Genomic DNA, 15294 nt, shown 5'->3' with positions numbered 1-15294 from the left:
CGGTATCCCGCTCCCGTCGAGGCGAAACGTTAAGTCAACGCTGTGAGAAATAGGTATTCACCCGAATGGAGAGCGAAGACGCGGGTCACGTCCCAGCGGAAGAGGTTCCGGCGGCGGTCGACCAGTGGCTAACCAACACGGCCGACGAACTCGGCATCTCCCGCCAGCGCCTCCTCTCCGAACTGGTCGCGGGGCACGGTACGCTCCACGAGAGGAACGGTTCCGACGAAAGGCTCGCCGAACTCCGCGACGATTTTATGGAGAAGTTGACCGACGTGCGCGAGCGCGTCGTCCAGATAAAGCGCGAAACCGACGAGAAGGCTCCGGAAGACCACGACCACCCCGAACTCCGCGGCGAACTCGCCGGTCTTCACGACGAACTCGCCGACCTCCGTCGCACGGTGGACGACGGGGACGGCGACGACCTCGAACCGGAACTCGACGCCCTCCGTGAACGAGTGGCCGAGAACCGGAAACGACTGGACTCCGGATTCGAGAACTACGAGGCGGTGCTCGACTACCTCACCGAGACGACCGACGAACTGGACGAGCGACTCGACGTCCTCGCGCGTGCGCTCGTTTCCGTCCGCGACCAAGCGCGCACGCTCGCCGCACAAAACGCGACGCGGGCGGCCACCGCCGAACTCGCCCGGACCGCCAACCGTCACGGCATTACGAGCGCCAAGTGCTCCGAGTGCGAGACGAGCGTGACCATCGCGCTGCTGACCGAACCCGCCTGCCCGCACTGTGGCGCGACGTTCGAGGACATCGACCCCAAGCAGGGCTTTTTCGGGTCGAACTGGCTCGTCGTGGGGCGTCCGCCCGCGCTGGAAGGCGACACCACCGACCCGGACTTCGAATCGCGGTCGAAGTCCGGCGTTGACCTCGACCACGACCTCAACTTCGACGGCGGCCTCGACCCCGACTCCGACCTCGACGTTGACGACCTCTTGAACGAGGTGATGGGCGAGTGAGCGACCGACCGCCCGGGGACGACCGGGACGAACCCCTCGCCGACCTCGCCGCCGACATCGAGGAGCGCCGGAAGCGAAAGTCCACCCCGGTCGATGACGCCTTTCGAGAGGAGAACGTCGGCGACATCGATACCGACGAACTCTGGGCGGACCTGCTGCGCGAGGACAGCGGCGAACTCGTCGTGAGCGCCCCCCGAGAGGCGGGTCGGGACGACCGCGACGTTCGCACGATTCCGAAAGCGACCTGCCACGGCTGTCCGCACGTCGGCGACCCGCCGACCCTCCACTGTACCCACGAGGGAACGGACATCCTGTCGATGCCCGACACCGACCACTTCCGGGTGGCCGACTGTCCCATGGTCGCCGACGAGGACAACCTCGACACGGGGAGCGGATGACCGCGAGAGTCGCTACGATTCCGTCGCGTCGCCCGTAGTTTCCGGTGCGAAGGCGGAGTCCTCGTCTACCCAGCAGTTGAAGTCCACGACGAGCTCGTCGGTTTCTTCGCCGTTTTTCATCGAGACGACTCGAAGCCGCCCGTGCTGTGGCCGCGGGCCGATGGTTTGGAGATAGTTCCGCCGCTTCCCGGTCGGAATCTCGTATTCGAGGTCGCCCGACGAATCGTACACCCGAAGCCGGTCGGTGGACGCTTGCTTGCCGTTCGAAAACGAAACGGAGAGGAGCACGCGCCCGTCTTCGGGGGACGGCGGACACCGATTGCAGGATTTTTCCATCGCCGTGTGCGACGGCGGTCGTTTCACAGTCGGCGCTCGACGAACTGTTCGCACCGGAACACCCCGCGAGTCCAGGGGCCGCCAAGCCCGCTCCCGCGGCGAGCAGCGTTCGTCTCGATAGGTCAGAGGTCATCTCAATGGGTTGACACATACCACGAAAATAACGCTTCCCGAATCGGTACGTGGCGCTTTTCACGCTCCGCGTCCAAGCCGAGGTATGCAATTTTGCGACGAATGCGGTTCCATGATGCGGTCGATGGGGTCGAAGATGGTCTGTACGAACGACGACTGTCAGGCGACGGTGGCGAAGGACGAGGAGCGCGCCGCCGAGTTCGTCTCCACCGAAGCGCAGGACGATTCCGACGTCATCGAAACCGAGGAGGGCGCGAATTTCGAGGGGAAACCGACGGCGAACGACGTCACCTGTGAGGAGTGCGGCCACGGCGTCGCGTGGTACACCATCAAACAGACCGGCTCCGCAGACGAACCGCCGACGCGATTTTTCAAATGTAAGGAGTGCGGCTATCGCTGGCGCGAATACAATTAATTATCGTCCAAAACACTTCGCATATTTTACCCGCAGACCGACGTTTTACGTGGCGTGACCCCGACCCTCTGGTATGCGATTGCATACCCGGGACGTTCGACAGGACGTCCGCGAACTCGGCGGGTTGCTCGGCGACGTACTGTCGCGGCTGGCCTCTCGAGAGGCGTTCGAGTCCGTCGAGACGGTTCGAACCGGTTCCATCGACTACCGACGCGGGGACGCGGAGTCCCGCGCCGTCCTCCGCGACGAAGTGGCCGACTTATCGCCCGAACTGGCCGGTCACGTCGCACGAGCGTTCGCCACCTACTTCGAACTCATCAACCTCGCCGAGGAGCGACAGCGTGTGCGCGCCATCCGCGAGGGGACGCAGGAGGGAACGCTCGAAGACAGCCTCCGCGCGACCGCCGAAACCCTCGCCGAGGCCGACGCGGACCCCGAAACCGTCGAACGAGTGTTGGAGGACGTCAACGTCGTTCCGACCTTCACCGCACACCCGACCGAGGCGCGCAGGAAGACGGTCAAGGCGAAACTCCGCTCCGTCGAAACCCTGCTCTCGGAACTCGACGAACGAAGGCTCACCGACCGCGAGCGGAATCAACTCGAACGCCGATTGGAGAGCGAAGTGACCGGTCTCTGGGAGACGCGGCAGGTCAGAAAGCGCCGCCCGGAGGTGGCGGACGAGGCGCGGAACGTCCTCTGGTACCTCGAAAACGTTCTCTTCGACATCGTGGGTGACGTGTACGACGAACTCGACCACACCGTCGGCGAGGAGTTCGACGTGGACGTGCCGAAGCTGTTCGGCTTCCGGTCGTGGGCCGGGAGCGACCGCGACGGCAACCCCCACGTCACGCCGGAGGTGACCGCCGAAACCCTCGACCGCCAGCGCGACGTCGTGTTGGAGCGCTACCGTGACGAACTGAAGCGACTGTCCGGCGTCCTCAGTCAGGACGGCGACCGAATCGAGACGAGCGCTCTGTTCGATTCGAGCCTCGACACCGACCGCGAACAACTCCCCACCATCGCGGAGCGCGTGACGGACCGCTACCCGGAGGAACCGTACCGCCAGAAACTCGCGTTGATGCGCGAACGAATCGACCGCGTTGGCGACGTTCGACCCGGCGGATACCACGACGCCGAGGAACTCCTCGCGGACGTGGACGCCATCGCCGACAGCCTCCGGAAGGACGGCGCGGAGAGCGTCGTCGAAACGGAAGTCGAACCGCTTCGCCGCCGCGTCGAAACGTTCGGGTTCTCGCTCGCCGCGCTCGATTTGCGCGACCATCAGGAGAACCACACCACGGCAATCGCGGAGGCGCTGGCCCGCGAGGGCTTCGACTACGATTCGATGAGCGAGGACGAACGGGTCGAACTGCTGACCGACGCCATCCTGCAGGACGAACCCATCATCGACCTCGACACCGAGGGGCTCTCCGAGACCGCAAGCCGGGTTCTAACCCTCTTTTCGGAGACGGCAGACTGGCAGCGCGAGTACGGCGCGGAGACCATCGACACGTACTGCATCAGCATGACCGAGGAGGCGAGCCACGTCCTCGAAGTGCTGTTCCTCGCGGATCAAGCCGGAATCGTTGACCTGCCGGGCTACTCCGGACTCGACGTGGTTCCCCTGCTCGAAACCGAGTACGCGCTCTCGGGCGCACGGCGCATCGTCGGCACCCTGTTCGAGAACGAGGCCTACGCCGCGGCGCTCGAAGCGCGCGGCGGGACGCAGGAAATCATGCTCGGGTACTCCGATTCGAACAAGGAGAACGGCTTTTTGGCCGCCAACTGGAGCCTCTATCGGAATCAGAAACGACTCGCCGAAATCACCGAGGAGTACGACGTCACCCTCCGCCTGTTCCACGGCCGCGGCGGGTCGATTTCCCGCGGCGGCGGCCCGATGAACGAGGCGCTGCTGGCGCTCCCCCGCGAAACCGTCTCGGGACAGGTCAAATTCACCGAACAGGGCGAGGCCATCGCGGAGAAGTACGCCAACCCCGTCATCGCGGAGCGGAACGTCGAACAGATGCTGGACGCTCAGATTCGCGCCCGGTACGCCGCCTTGGAGGACGACGAGGAGACGATTCCCGACGAGTGGGTCGAGGCGATGGACGTCGCCGCCGACGCCGCCCGCGACGCCTACCGCGACCTGCTCGAATCGGACGGCTTCGTCTCGTACTTCGAGGAGACGACGCCGATAACCGTCATCGAGGACCTGAACCTCGGGTCTCGGCCCGCCTCCCGCTCCGGCGAGCGAACCGTGGAGGACCTCCGCGCGATTCCGTGGGTGTTCTCGTGGACCCAGAGCCGGTGTATCCTCCCCGGGTGGTACTCGCTCGCCAAGGGATTGGATGCCTACGGCGACGTCGAAACCCTCCGGGAGATGTACGAGGAGTGGCCGTTCTTCCGCACGACCATCGACAACGCCGCGATGGCGCTCGCCCGAACCGACCTCGAAATCACGGCTGAGTACGCCGACCTCGCGTCGCCCGAGTTGCGCGAGCAGTTCTTCCCCGAACTGGAAGCGGAGTACGAGCGTTCCGCCGAACTCGTCTTGGACATCACCGGACGCGACGACCTCCTCTCGCGCGAGTGGCTTCGGGAGAGCCTCGACCGACGGAACCCCTACGTGGACCCGCTCAACCTCCTCCAAGTGCGTCTGCTTCGCCAGTCACACCTCACCGAGACGGAGCGCCGGACCCTCCGGCTGACCGTCACGGGTGTCGCGGCGGGAATGAAAAACACAGGCTAGTCGGTCGGTTCGTTTCTTCTCACCCGTCGTTCGGGGTCGTCCGTCCTCATATTCGTCCGATATCGCTCTCTTCTTTCCCGAGATTGGCGACGATTTCGTCCAATTCCTCGATAGTCCGTGCCTGTTGCTCGTTCGTCTCCGCGATGGACGACACCTCGGTCGAGATACGGGCGGACGTCTCTGCCGCCTCGTCGATCATGGTCGCCACCTCCTGGGTGCTCGACGCCTGCTCGTCCGTCGCGGCGGTAATCTGCTCCATGCCGACCGCGGTTTCCGTGGCCGAGTCCACGATGCGTTCGAGCTTTTCGCTGGTCCGCTGGACGGCGGTGACCGTCTCGGAGATGGAGGCTTCGCTCTCGCCGAGGCTGTCGAGCGTGCTCTCGGTTCGGTTCTCGATGCGTTCGCCCATCGCCTCGATTTCGGCGGCCCGAGCCTTCGACTCCTCGGCGAGCGATTTGACTTCCTCGGCGACGACGGCGAACCCGTCGCCAGCCTCTCCGGCGCGCGCCGCCTCGATGGAGGCGTTCAGCGCGAGGAGGTTCGTCTGGTCCGCGACGTCGTTTATCATCCGCACCGCGTCGCCGATTTCGCTGACCGCGTTCTGGAGTTCCTCCGCGTCGTCCACCATGCTCTCGCGGGCGTCCTCGGTGGATTCGGTCGCGCTGATCGCGCGCTGGCCGAGTTTCTTCCCCTCCTCGGCGAGTTCCTGGGATTCGCGGCTCTTCTGTTCCACTTCGTTCGCGCTGGCGGCGATCTCCTCGACCGTGGCGCTCTGGGTGGACACTTCGCTGGCGATTCGCTCCATGTTCTCCGACTGTTCCTCGGTGAGTTGGTTGATTTCGACGGAGCTCTCGGCGACGTCGGCGGCGGACTCGTGTGCGTCGAGAACGTGCTCTTCGGTCGATTCCCGAAGGGTGCGCGAGCGCTCTATCTCCTCTTTCATCTGCTGACTGTGCGAGTGGACGTAGGTGTCCGCCGCTATCTGCATGTCGAGGTTGAGCACGCGGAGCACCGAGAGCATGTCCTCGAAGCGCTCGTGTGCCGACTCCCGGACCTCGGAGACGAGTTCGTCCACGTCGGTCATGGTCCCGGCGAGTTGCCCGCCGTCGGTCGCCGCGGGCGAGACGTGCTCTCGAATCGTCGCTTCGAGGTCGTCCTCCAGTCGCTCTTTCAACAGACACCCGATGAGGTCGTAGTAGATGCTGTACTGGCCGATATAGTGGTTCAACGGCATGTCCAGCATGTCGTGGAGCTTTCCGATTCGCGCCCGGTTTCGAACGTACTCCTCGTCGTAGGTCGCGTCGGCGAGGGTGACGAGGTACTCCCCCTGTGTCGATTTTAGCGATTCGATACCGCGCGTGGAGTTCGCGAGTATTTCGTGTGTCTCCTCGTGTTCCTGCAAATTCTCGTAAAATTGGTCGGCCACCGTTCCGCGGTTGGCTTCGAACGTCGGGCGGAGGGCGGACAGTCGGCTGACGTCCTCCGCGTCGAGGCCGAGAAACGACTTCCGTCGCTCTATCTCTTCCATATCGAGACCCATCTCGTCGAGTTGCGCGTCGATATCGACCCGTTTCCCGAGTTCGGAGTTCCCGAACACGTCGCCTGTGCTGTTCATGGCGTGTACTGTGGTCAAGTATTTAAATTATTACCGTTATCGGCGTCCGGGAAACGGCCACAAACACAGCACTACAGCGGTCGTATGGTGTGTATCTAAACGGAGGGGGAGATGGATTATCAAATAACGCTCATCTCTCGGATTCGGTGTCTGTCCCTCCAAAAGGACTTTCGTTCCGACGACCACATCATCGAAACGATGGACGAGTACGTCGAGCGGCGCTTCGAACGAACCGACGTGGCGTACGAGGAGACGCTGACGGCGTGGCGGCCGAAATCGGATGACCTTTCCGCGAGCGCGACCGAAGCGCGGACGTGAGCGCAGACACTCCGGTTCGCGTCGAAGTGCATCCGGGCCGCGAGGCGGTCGTGGAATTCGACCCCGACCTCACCTTCGAGTGCGTCGATAGCTGTACGTGGTGTTGCCACCACGGCGTCATGCTGTACGACCGCGAGTTCTTCGAGTTGGGAGAACACGCAGACCTGAACGAAGCGACTACCGAGTTCCGCGGCGAGGATTTCGTGCGCCGCGAGGAGAAAGACCACGACGAAACCGCAGAAGACGGCTGTGCCTGTCACTTCCTCCGCGGGGACGGCCTCTGTGAGTTGCAGGCCGAAAACGGCTGGAAGCCCGCCCGCTGTTTCGTCTACCCCGTCTCGATTCGCACGGAAAACGGCGAGATGCACGTCGATATCCGCGAGTCGGCGTGGGACCACTGCGAGGGAATGAACGCCAGCGACCGCAAAATCATCGACCACTTGGACGCCTTTTTACCGGAATATCTGTGGGACGTGGAGAACCCGGATTCGGCGCGAGAACTCTGACCTGAGGTATTTCGCTCTTCGACCCGCATCGTACCACAGTTCCGTTCCTATATATATTCGCATATTTTTGAATAATTATAATTAATATGATTTGAGCTAGAAAAGATTTAATCCTTTGTTTATTGTGTAATATACTACAGAGATGGAAATAAACAACAGAAGAACCAAAATTGCGCTCGCGTTGGTAGTCATCGTCGGTGGTATTCTCGCTGGTGTCGGTACATGGGCGTTCTGGAGCGACACGGACTCAAGCACGGGGAACACGGTCGAAGCAGGAACGATGGACCTCGCAATTAACGGCAGCGCGAATGGCACAACGGAGGATTTCAACCTGATCAATGCACAACCAGGTGACCAGGTGGATCACACGTACGCGCTGACGAACGAAGGCTCGACGGAGGCGGATCATCTCGAAATCGGCTTCAACTATACGGAAAACGACCTTCGCGCCGAACCGAACGACTCCGAGCTCGCCAACGAGTTGAACGCGTCCGAGACGGCGAGCCTCATTCGCGTTCAGGCGATGCAGTACGAGAACCCGCAGGGGACCGTCCTCAACGACATCACGACCAACGTGACGGACACGAATGGTAACGGGTACGTCGACCTTCAAGAGGTGAACGAACAGACGGGCGTGCTCGACAATCTGCAAGCACCCGCTCCGAACGGTTCGAGTACGACGTACTTCACTCTCGACCTCGAAGTCGCAAACGACAACGCTGCGTACTGGACCGGTGCCGATACGACCGGTAATCTGACCGGAGCCGACGAGGACGTGATGGCCGACGGCGTGGACATCGCGGTCAACTTCACGCTCAATCAGGACAGTAGCCAATAATCAAAAAGTCTCATACTTATTTTAAATATGTTGCAGTCGTATTCTGATTGATGAGGTTCTTCCGTCCCTCCCGACTCGGTTGGATCGTTATCGGAATCCTCCTACTCCCGATAGTCGGACAGATCCTGTTCACGCTGTTGCCCGGCGTGGGAAGCTATGTCGTCCTGAGCGGCAGTATGACGCCATCGCTCAAGCCCGGGAGCGTGGTTTACACACACGACTCGAGCCACTACGAATCCGGGGATGCGATCACCTTCGTACAGAACGGTGAACTCATCACTCATCGAATCGTTCGGAAGACGACCGATGGATTCGTGACGAAAGGCGATGCTCGAACGTATCCGGATTCCTTCGTCGTCCATCGGGACCAAATTCGTGGCGAAGTCGTCCTATCGGTTCCGCTATACGGCTATCTGGTTCACCCGGTTTTCTCGCGTAGTGCGTATCTCTACGCTATCGTCCTTGGTGGCGTGCTCATCGGTAGTGCAGGGTATTTTTTCACCCAAATGGAATAGATTTTATTTCAGTGGGAAAGGAACAAATATCTGGGTTCCATAGTCGCTCAGGGTGACGATGAGGAAACTATCGAGACGGCGCGCTCTCCAACTATTCGCGGTCGGTGCCAATTCGTGGGCGATGACGAGAACGGGAACCGCGACATATGACGTCTCCGATTCGACGGGTGGATCGACCGACGAGGGTGATCTCGATCTTAAACTCCAGGGTGGCGATGCCGACCGAATCCCTGCCGCGGGCGACTTCGTTCTCGCTTCCGGCGGTTCGTACACACACCAAACACAACTCACGAACGACGGGAGCATCGGTGGCGAGTCGATCAGCCTCGGCGTATCGACGGTGACGACTGGCGAGGGGACGACGGAACCCGACGAGTCGAACACGTCCCCCGCCGACGGGGGCGAACTCGACGACGAACTACAGTTCAGGGCGTCTCTCGAACGGGACGGGACGTTACTCGGCTACTTCTTCGGCAGTAGCACTTCGCTCGCGTCGTACAGCACGGTCGCCACACAACCCGACCAGACGATACAGCTTTCTCCACCACTCGGGTCGGCCCCGGTCGATTTCGTGTTCGAGTTGGAGTATCCGACGGGTTCGACCGCCGCATACGGCGACCGCCTCGCCTTCGACCTCGATCTCACGTTGAATTCACGCGTTTCCCCGGCCGGGTGGAGCGACGTGGATACGACACGGGTATCGCTACAGGCCGGGGCTGGACAGGCGTCCGACCCCACGATAACGACGCTCACACAACAGGAGTACAACTCGATTCGGATGCAGCAGTCGTTCATCGCGCAGGGGCGTATCGGGGGACACGGGTCCGGCGTGAAAGAGCACCGACTGGGTCCAACGATCAACAACCCGAAAAACCGAGCGAACAAGGACTGGCAAAACAACGAGACCCGTCCGTTCACGCTTACGTACGATCCACGGTCCCAAATCGTCACTTACAGCAATCAGGGCACAAACGACTTGACCTACTCACCGCTCGATACCGGGCCGTATACCGACTTACTGATCTATGCTCGCGCACAGTCCGCGGCAACCACACGGTTGAGCAACATGCGCCTCAACGGCGATTCGGTGGGACAGGACATTCAAGTCACGAACGGCGGTTCCGCGATTCGTGTGTCGAACGTTTCGCTCGAAGAAGGGTTCACGCTGGAGGGGGATGCCATCATACAGTGGTCGCGTAAGAAACCGTCGCAGAATAAACAATACTACCGGTTGCGGGTCGGTCGTGTAACTTCGAGGTCAAGGTCGACCGGCAGTAATTCGACCGAAAACAGCCCACAATCGTTGGTTTTCGGGACGCGAAACGGGCCGTATATCGTTCGGTAGGGAGAAGCGTGCCTCGTCCCGTGTCGTAGACGTACGATTGGATGACCGTGGTATCCCCGACGGGAATCGGTCGTTGGAAGTCCATCTGGTCCACGTTGGCGGTGACGCACGTCTCCCCCGCGAGTCGCATCGCCGACATCGCCCCCGATTTCGTCCATCCACTTCATCACGATTCTCCCGTGGGCGGTCTCGTAGTTGTTGGCGTGGTTCGGTTGCACGCGTTCGCGGTTTTCGATGTAGGTGTCCATCAACGTCGGCATGCGCGTGGCTACTGCAAGCGGGCGAATAGTCGTTGTGTGGTTGCCTGTGTGATGGCACGCCGACGGTCACATCGGGCGGCTGATGACCGCCCAGAGCGCGAACACCACCAGCCCGCCGAGGGCGGTGCTCGCGACGGCGTGCGTGCGGAGTTCGTCGAGGAGGTGGTGGGCGTTGTCGCTCAACTGTGCCACCTCGTACACCTCGCCGCCGAGTTCACAGCGCGGGAGGAAGTCCATGGCGACGTGGAGGAAGACGCCCGCGGCGAACCCGAAGACGAGGCCGTTGACCGCGGCGCTGGAGGGCAACTGGAGCAGCGCGGAAATGATAGCCGTGATGCCGATGCCCGCGGCGGGGAGGAGCAGGACGGACGGTGTACTGCCGCCCTCTCGGAGTCGGTGGGCCGCGACGTACCCCGCGGGTCCCTTGTGCGAGACGATGGCGAGGCCGAGGAGCAACCCGAGTTCCGGCATGTTGCCGTAGACGAGACCGATGATGGCACCCGCGGCGAACGAGTGGGCGGTCAGTTCGACCGACGTGTGGTCGAGCGCCGTTTCGAGGTGGGTCGCCCGGTGGCCGATGGTGTGGGCGCTGAAGCCGACCAGAATCCCGGCGGCGATACCGAAGCCGCCGTACTCCGGGTGGTGGGAAATCGCGCTCGGGACGAGGAAGACGGCGGCGCTGGTTATCATCGCGCCGCTCGCCAACCCGAAGGCCCAGACGAGCTTTTTCGCGTGCATGGAGTCGTTCGACCGACCCCCGAGCACGGCACCCGCGGCCATGGCCGCGAACGCGACCCACGCGATGACGAGGACTTTGGACAGCCCCGCCGTCACCCCCACCCCGGTGAGGACGACGAGGGCGACGAACCCGGCGAGGCCGAGCCGTGACAGTCGTGGCATGGTTATTAATCCTCAATCAGAAGTTATTAACCCGTCGGTTGGTCGTCGCGAACCACCACAAAGCTATTGCCGAGCGACGACACGTAGAGTGACCATGGAGACGAAGACGGTTCGCGGCGCGGGATTGCTCGTTCGGGCGGCGCAAACGCTGGTCGCGTACGTCCTGTTCCGGCTCACCGCCCCGTTTGCGGGTGACGCGGTGTACGGAACGCTCTCCGCTCTCGGACTGGACGTCTTCGTCACCGGGTCGCTCCGATTCCTGCCGATACTTCCCGTCCTCGTCATCTCCTTCGGCGTCCCGTTCTGCTGTTTCGCCTGCTGGTACTACCGGCGGTCGTGACCGTGCGCGTACTCCGATTCACGTGGCGCGATTGTCTGTTCGCCCACTGGTCGGTCGATACCGCCGCGCTCGAAACCGCGATTCCCGATTCGCTGGCGCTCGATACGTTCGACGGGCGGGCGTGGGTCAGCGTCCTCGCTTCGACCGTCGAAAACGCCCGCCCGCCGGGAACGCCGCACCTCCTCGGTGCGACGTTCCCACAGGTCAACGTCCGAACCTACGTCCGCCTCGGCGATGCCGTCGGCGTCTACTTTCTCAGCCTCGACACCGGCAGTCGGCTCGCGGCGCGTGTCGCGCGGCGGCTCTATCGTCTGCCGTACTACGATGCCGACATAACCGTCGAAACGGACGGAATACACCGGATTCACGCCCGCCGACGCCATCCCGAAACGCTTCCCGTCGAGTTCGAGGCGACGTACCGTCCGAAAAACGGCGCGACCGTTCCCGAGACCGGCTCGCTCTCTTACTTCCTCTCGGAGCGGTATCGACTGTTCGTCCCGCAAGCCGGAATGACCGCCCGCGTCGAACACGACCCGTGGCCGCTCCACCCCGTCGAGGCCGACGTGTGGGCCGACTCACTGTTCGATGCCGTCGGACTGCCTCTCCCCGACGCGGAGCCTCGGGTCCGGTTCTGCCCGGCGATGGTGTTCCACGTCCACGCGCCGAAACGACTCGACTAACGTATTCCCGCCGACGAACTCACTCCCGCGTCGCCTGCCGCCACCGCTTTAGCCCGACGATTTCGCCGTTCACGTCCTCGGCGTCCGTGGCGGCCCAGACGAACAGACCGGCCACGTCCTCCGGGTCGCGTCCCTGCTCGCCCATCATCTCCGTTCCGACGACGCCGGGGTCGATGCCGACCACCGTCCCGTCGAGTTCGGCCGAAAACCCGTGAACCAACCCCTCCGCGGCGGCTTTCGAGACGGCGTAGGAGCCGTATCCGGCGTGCGTTTCGTGGCCGATAGAACCGGTCGAAACGAGGATTCGAGCGTCTTCGGCGAGGTGCGGAAGCGATTCCCGAATCGCCGTGTACACCCCCCGGCAGTTCGTTCGGAGGGTGTCGTCGAAGGCGGCGTAGGATTCGGTCGTCAGGGGCGTTTCCCCCGGCGTCCCGTGGTAGACCCCGGCGTTCGCCACCACCACGTCGATGCCGTCCTCGCCCTCTCTGGCGGCGGTTTCCACCAACCGCTCCACGTCGAACTCGTCGCGCACGTCGGCGCGCACGCCGACCGCGTTACCTCCCGCGTCTTCGATGGTCTCGACGGTCGCATCGACTTCTCCAGCATCGCGTCCGCAGAGGGCGACGGTCGCGCCCTCGTCCGCGAACGACTCCGCGACCCGTCGCCCGATTCCTCGCGTCCCGCCGGTGATGACCGCCGTCAATCCGTCCATGGGAGAACGTCGGACGGGAGCGTGAAATCGGTTTTCGTCGTCGCCCGTACCCCCCGTTGCAGTTAACCGCCTGCGGTGTAAGTGAGAAACATGTATCAGCCGGGTCACTGCGGCGTGGCGCTCGCGCTCTATGCACCCATCTGTTGCGTCCTCGTCGCGGCCGGGTCTCCGACGTTCGCGCTTCTCGGCGGCGGTGTCACCGTCGCGTTGACCATGATTCCCGACCTCGACACGCGGACGAACCGACTCCGCCATCGGGGAGCGACACACACCGTCGCCTTCGCCGGTGCCGTTGGCGTCCTCTCCGCCCTCGTCGGCGGGATTTTCGGGGGGACGACGGTCGCCGAGTTCGGCCTGCTGGTCGGTACGCTCTCTATAGTCTCCCACCTCCTCGCCGACGTCATCACGCCGATGGGGGTCCGTCCGTTCTGGCCCCTCTCGGAGCGGACGTTCACCCTCGATATCGTCCCCGCGAGCGACTTTCGTGCGAACGTCCTGCTGTTCGTCCTCGGCGTCTCGGCCGCGGGTGGCGCGTGGACGCTCGGCCACCTGCTCCGTTAAACGGTCGCGTCGATGGCCCGCGTGCGGTGGTCGTCCTCGGCCGCGAATCGGAGGTACCGCTCGAACTGCCGCGGAATCCGGCCCAACTCGACGGTTTTCTCCGCTCGGTCGTAGGTGACGAGTCCGGCTTGCTGGAGTTTGGGGAGGTGGATGTGGTCCAACGCGACGGCGACCGACCTCCGGTTCGCCGCCGTCACTTCCAGTTCGTTCGTCCCGGTCGCCGCTTCCGTTTCGTTCCCGTTCGTCTCCGTCGTCGCCACCGCTTCAACCGCATCGACGGATGCGGCGAGGTCGGTCAGCGTCATCGGTTCCGACCGTCCGTGGAGTTCGTACAACACCGCTCTCCGACGCGGAGCGACCAGTACTTCGAAGATTTCGTCGAGTGAGAGGGAGACAGGCGGTGTCTCGGATGATTTCACCATTGCTCTATTTTGTTATATTGTGTGATGATGAATAAAACTAGCTACATCCTCGCGGACACCACCGGTACGGAGTACATCACTCCCGCACTTCTCGGTCGAGGAACGCCGCTTCGTATCCGACCACCGCGTCGAACGCGTCGTCGTACACGTCGAAGTGGCCGATTGGGAGTTCGATGTACGTCGCGTCGGCCCGTTCCGCCGCGGACCGAATCGACGAGACCGGAACGATGTCGTCGTCCCGGCCGCCGATCAGGAGCAACGGACACGGAACGTCCTCCACGACCGAAATCGGGCGGTAGAACGGGATTTCGAGGAAGACGCGGGCCGGAACTTCGTTCTCCCAGACCGGCGGGTCGGGCACGATGGTTTCCATCCCTTCCATCGCTCCCGGCGCGTTGAGCACCGCGAACTCGTCGGGATACCCGGCGACGGGAACCGTGTGCGGACCGCGGAACGTGTACTTTCGTACGAGGTCGCGGACGCCCGCGAACGTCCCCTTCAACACCTTCTTCGCGCCGGACGCGCGGGCGACCGTCCGTCCGTCGACGAACGGGACTTGGGCGACCACGGCGGCGATTCGATGGTCGTCCGCCGCCGCTTCGATGACGTGCCCGCCGCTGTAGGACGTTCCCCAGAGCGCTATTTTCCGGCGGTCGATGGCGTCCAACCCGCGAACGTGGTCGATGGCGGCCTCCCAGTCTTCGACGTGCCGACTCGCGCTCACGAGATTGCGCGGTTCGCCGTCGCTGTCGCCGAAATTCCGGTAGTCGAAGAGGAAAACGGCGAACCCGCGGGCGACGAACTCCTTCGCGATTTTCGGCAATCCGAAGGTTCGTTCGCCCCCCAATCCGTGAGCCATCATCACCACGGGCGGGTCCGCGACGCCTTCCGGGGTGTACAGCCATCCCGCACAGCGCGTTCCCTCGCTCTCGAAATCGGCGTCGTTCTTCGCGTACCGCAACCGCGATAGCTCGCGTGCCCGTGTCTTCGTCATTATCCGTTACGAGGACGACGGGGAACATAAAAGTCGTCTCACGGGTTCATGAACGACAGTTCCTCCTTCTTTCCGGTGACGGCCCGCATCATGCACCCCCGGCACACCCACAACTCGCCGGTCCGTCCGACGAGATGCGTCCCGTTCGACTTGCGCTGTTCGCAGATGTCACAAACCCCCATACTGAAGCCGTCGACGCCCGTGAATGTCAAACCCGTGCCTCCTCACAGCGTTAGCGCCGTTTCGAACGAGCGAGTGGTACTAAATACCGAGGAACGCGTATC

19 protein-coding genes and 1 pseudogene are annotated in these 15294 nt (G+C 62.9%); 12 read left to right on the top strand and 8 right to left on the bottom strand.

Annotated features, from left to right (window positions below):
* The first annotated feature begins 65 nt into the window (after positions 1-65).
* Together OPC11_RS03620 and OPC11_RS03615 are read left to right on the top strand one after the other, a co-directional pair.
* Positions 66-974 (top strand): hypothetical protein, encoded by a 909-nt coding sequence (locus tag OPC11_RS03620; RefSeq protein ID WP_264781044.1) that lies wholly within the window; start codon positions 66-68, stop codon positions 972-974.
* The gene (locus tag OPC11_RS03615) at positions 971-1372 is read left to right on the top strand and encodes a hypothetical protein (RefSeq protein ID WP_264781043.1); all 402 of its coding nucleotides are present in this window, start codon (positions 971-973) and stop codon (positions 1370-1372) included. The genes OPC11_RS03620 and OPC11_RS03615 overlap by 4 nt, the downstream gene beginning before the upstream one ends.
* Positions 1373-1384: 12 nt before the next feature.
* On the opposite strand, the gene OPC11_RS03610 is transcribed toward OPC11_RS03615, so the two are convergent.
* Entirely contained in the window at positions 1385-1735 is a 351-nt protein-coding gene (locus OPC11_RS03610) for a hypothetical protein (RefSeq protein WP_264781042.1), read from the bottom strand.
* Between the two features lie 190 nt (positions 1736-1925).
* Between OPC11_RS03610 and OPC11_RS03605 the strand changes: the two genes are divergently transcribed.
* Both OPC11_RS03605 and ppc read left to right on the top strand, forming a co-directional pair.
* Positions 1926-2255 carry a transcription factor S gene (locus tag OPC11_RS03605; RefSeq protein WP_007978021.1) on the top strand — a complete coding sequence of 110 codons (330 nt, stop codon included), beginning with the start codon at positions 1926-1928 and terminating at the stop codon, positions 2253-2255.
* Positions 2256-2328: 73 nt separating this feature from the next.
* Entirely contained in the window at positions 2329-5004 is a 2676-nt protein-coding gene (ppc, locus tag OPC11_RS03600) for a phosphoenolpyruvate carboxylase (RefSeq protein ID WP_264781041.1), read from the top strand.
* Positions 5005-5050: 46 nt separating this feature from the next.
* Here the strand turns inward: ppc and OPC11_RS03595 are convergent, their stop codons facing one another.
* Complete coding sequence (locus tag OPC11_RS03595) at positions 5051-6619, bottom strand: globin-coupled sensor protein (protein ID WP_264781040.1); 1569 nt, start codon at positions 6617-6619, stop codon at positions 5051-5053.
* Between the two features lie 111 nt (positions 6620-6730).
* Here OPC11_RS03595 and OPC11_RS03590 point away from each other — a divergent pair, with 111 nt between their 5' ends.
* The 5 genes from OPC11_RS03590 to OPC11_RS03570 all read left to right on the top strand — a co-directional run bounded on the left by OPC11_RS03590 (position 6731) and on the right by OPC11_RS03570 (position 10141).
* Positions 6731-6937, top strand: a complete 207-nt coding sequence (locus OPC11_RS03590; RefSeq protein ID WP_264781039.1) for a hypothetical protein — start codon at positions 6731-6733, stop codon at positions 6935-6937.
* The gene (locus OPC11_RS03585) at positions 6934-7443 is read left to right on the top strand and encodes a hypothetical protein (protein ID WP_264781038.1); all 510 of its coding nucleotides are present in this window, start codon (positions 6934-6936) and stop codon (positions 7441-7443) included. The genes OPC11_RS03590 and OPC11_RS03585 overlap by 4 nt, the downstream gene beginning before the upstream one ends.
* A gap of 142 nt (positions 7444-7585) precedes the next feature.
* Positions 7586-8281 carry a CalY family protein gene (locus OPC11_RS03580; RefSeq protein WP_264781037.1) on the top strand — a complete coding sequence of 232 codons (696 nt, stop codon included), beginning with the start codon at positions 7586-7588 and terminating at the stop codon, positions 8279-8281.
* A gap of 50 nt (positions 8282-8331) precedes the next feature.
* On the top strand, positions 8332-8796 hold the full coding sequence (locus OPC11_RS03575; protein WP_264781036.1) for a signal peptidase I: 465 nt from the start codon (positions 8332-8334) through the stop codon (positions 8794-8796).
* Positions 8797-8917: 121 nt separating this feature from the next.
* A complete protein-coding gene (locus tag OPC11_RS03570; RefSeq protein ID WP_264781035.1) occupies positions 8918-10141 on the top strand; it encodes a choice-of-anchor W domain-containing protein in 1224 nt (407 codons plus the stop codon).
* Positions 10142-10145: 4 nt separating this feature from the next.
* On the opposite strand, the pseudogene OPC11_RS03565 reads toward OPC11_RS03570, so the two are convergent.
* Together OPC11_RS03565 and OPC11_RS03560 are read right to left on the bottom strand one after the other, a co-directional pair.
* Positions 10146-10401, bottom strand: a pseudogene (locus OPC11_RS03565) (hotdog domain-containing protein); the annotation flags it as partial.
* 66 nt (positions 10402-10467) lie between these two features.
* Positions 10468-11301 carry a hypothetical protein gene (locus OPC11_RS03560; protein ID WP_007978009.1) on the bottom strand — a complete coding sequence of 278 codons (834 nt, stop codon included), beginning with the start codon at positions 11299-11301 and terminating at the stop codon, positions 10468-10470.
* 94 nt (positions 11302-11395) lie between these two features.
* Between OPC11_RS03560 and OPC11_RS03555 the strand changes: the two genes are divergently transcribed.
* Together OPC11_RS03555 and OPC11_RS03550 are read left to right on the top strand one after the other, a co-directional pair.
* The gene (locus OPC11_RS03555; RefSeq protein ID WP_007978007.1) at positions 11396-11641 is read left to right on the top strand and encodes a hypothetical protein; all 246 of its coding nucleotides are present in this window, start codon (positions 11396-11398) and stop codon (positions 11639-11641) included.
* Positions 11638-12321 (top strand): DUF2071 domain-containing protein, encoded by a 684-nt coding sequence (locus OPC11_RS03550; protein ID WP_264781034.1) that lies wholly within the window; start codon positions 11638-11640, stop codon positions 12319-12321. The genes OPC11_RS03555 and OPC11_RS03550 overlap by 4 nt, the downstream gene beginning before the upstream one ends.
* Before the next feature lie 19 nt (positions 12322-12340).
* Here the strand turns inward: OPC11_RS03550 and OPC11_RS03545 are convergent, their stop codons facing one another.
* Positions 12341-13033: an SDR family oxidoreductase gene (locus OPC11_RS03545; RefSeq protein ID WP_264781033.1), complete on the bottom strand. Its 693-nt coding sequence runs from the start codon at positions 13031-13033 to the stop codon at positions 12341-12343.
* A gap of 90 nt (positions 13034-13123) precedes the next feature.
* Between OPC11_RS03545 and OPC11_RS03540 the strand changes: the two genes are divergently transcribed.
* Positions 13124-13594 carry a metal-dependent hydrolase gene (locus OPC11_RS03540; protein WP_007977999.1) on the top strand — a complete coding sequence of 157 codons (471 nt, stop codon included), beginning with the start codon at positions 13124-13126 and terminating at the stop codon, positions 13592-13594.
* On the opposite strand, the gene OPC11_RS03535 is transcribed toward OPC11_RS03540, so the two are convergent.
* The 3 genes from OPC11_RS03535 to OPC11_RS03525 all read right to left on the bottom strand — a co-directional run bounded on the left by OPC11_RS03535 (position 13591) and on the right by OPC11_RS03525 (position 15222).
* On the bottom strand, positions 13591-14016 hold the full coding sequence (locus tag OPC11_RS03535; RefSeq protein WP_264781032.1) for a hypothetical protein: 426 nt from the start codon (positions 14014-14016) through the stop codon (positions 13591-13593). The two genes, OPC11_RS03540 and OPC11_RS03535, sit on opposite strands and share 4 nt — an antisense overlap.
* Positions 14017-14092: 76 nt before the next feature.
* Positions 14093-15010, bottom strand: coding sequence for a CocE/NonD family hydrolase (locus tag OPC11_RS03530; RefSeq protein ID WP_264781031.1), 918 nt, complete (start codon positions 15008-15010; stop codon positions 14093-14095).
* 38 nt (positions 15011-15048) lie between these two features.
* A complete protein-coding gene (locus tag OPC11_RS03525) occupies positions 15049-15222 on the bottom strand; it encodes a hypothetical protein (protein WP_018128785.1) in 174 nt (57 codons plus the stop codon).
* Positions 15223-15294: the final 72 nt, after the last annotated feature.

Source organism: Haladaptatus sp. T7 (assembly GCF_026008575.1).
Classification (GTDB): domain Archaea; phylum Halobacteriota; class Halobacteria; order Halobacteriales; family Haladaptataceae; genus Haladaptatus; species Haladaptatus paucihalophilus.
The sequence above is the reverse complement of the archived record's forward strand: the minus strand, read 5'-3'. Positions and strand labels throughout refer to the sequence as shown.

Coding starts and splice junctions, on each gene's coding strand:
- OPC11_RS03620 (WP_264781044.1), top strand. CDS start 66: ATGGAGAGCGAAGACGCGGGTCACGTCCCAGCGGAAGAGGTTCCGGCG.
- OPC11_RS03605 (WP_007978021.1), top strand. CDS start 1,926: ATGCAATTTTGCGACGAATGCGGTTCCATGATGCGGTCGATGGGGTCG.
- ppc (WP_264781041.1), top strand. CDS start 2,329: ATGCGATTGCATACCCGGGACGTTCGACAGGACGTCCGCGAACTCGGC.
- OPC11_RS03595 (WP_264781040.1), bottom strand. CDS start 6,619: ATGAACAGCACAGGCGACGTGTTCGGGAACTCCGAACTCGGGAAACGG.
- OPC11_RS03590 (WP_264781039.1), top strand. CDS start 6,731: ATGGATTATCAAATAACGCTCATCTCTCGGATTCGGTGTCTGTCCCTC.
- OPC11_RS03580 (WP_264781037.1), top strand. CDS start 7,586: ATGGAAATAAACAACAGAAGAACCAAAATTGCGCTCGCGTTGGTAGTC.
- OPC11_RS03575 (WP_264781036.1), top strand. CDS start 8,332: ATGAGGTTCTTCCGTCCCTCCCGACTCGGTTGGATCGTTATCGGAATC.
- OPC11_RS03570 (WP_264781035.1), top strand. CDS start 8,918: ATGACGAGAACGGGAACCGCGACATATGACGTCTCCGATTCGACGGGT.
- OPC11_RS03560 (WP_007978009.1), bottom strand. CDS start 11,301: ATGCCACGACTGTCACGGCTCGGCCTCGCCGGGTTCGTCGCCCTCGTC.
- OPC11_RS03555 (WP_007978007.1), top strand. CDS start 11,396: ATGGAGACGAAGACGGTTCGCGGCGCGGGATTGCTCGTTCGGGCGGCG.
- OPC11_RS03545 (WP_264781033.1), bottom strand. CDS start 13,033: ATGGACGGATTGACGGCGGTCATCACCGGCGGGACGCGAGGAATCGGG.
- OPC11_RS03540 (WP_007977999.1), top strand. CDS start 13,124: ATGTATCAGCCGGGTCACTGCGGCGTGGCGCTCGCGCTCTATGCACCC.
- OPC11_RS03535 (WP_264781032.1), bottom strand. CDS start 14,016: ATGGTGAAATCATCCGAGACACCGCCTGTCTCCCTCTCACTCGACGAA.
- OPC11_RS03530 (WP_264781031.1), bottom strand. CDS start 15,010: ATGACGAAGACACGGGCACGCGAGCTATCGCGGTTGCGGTACGCGAAG.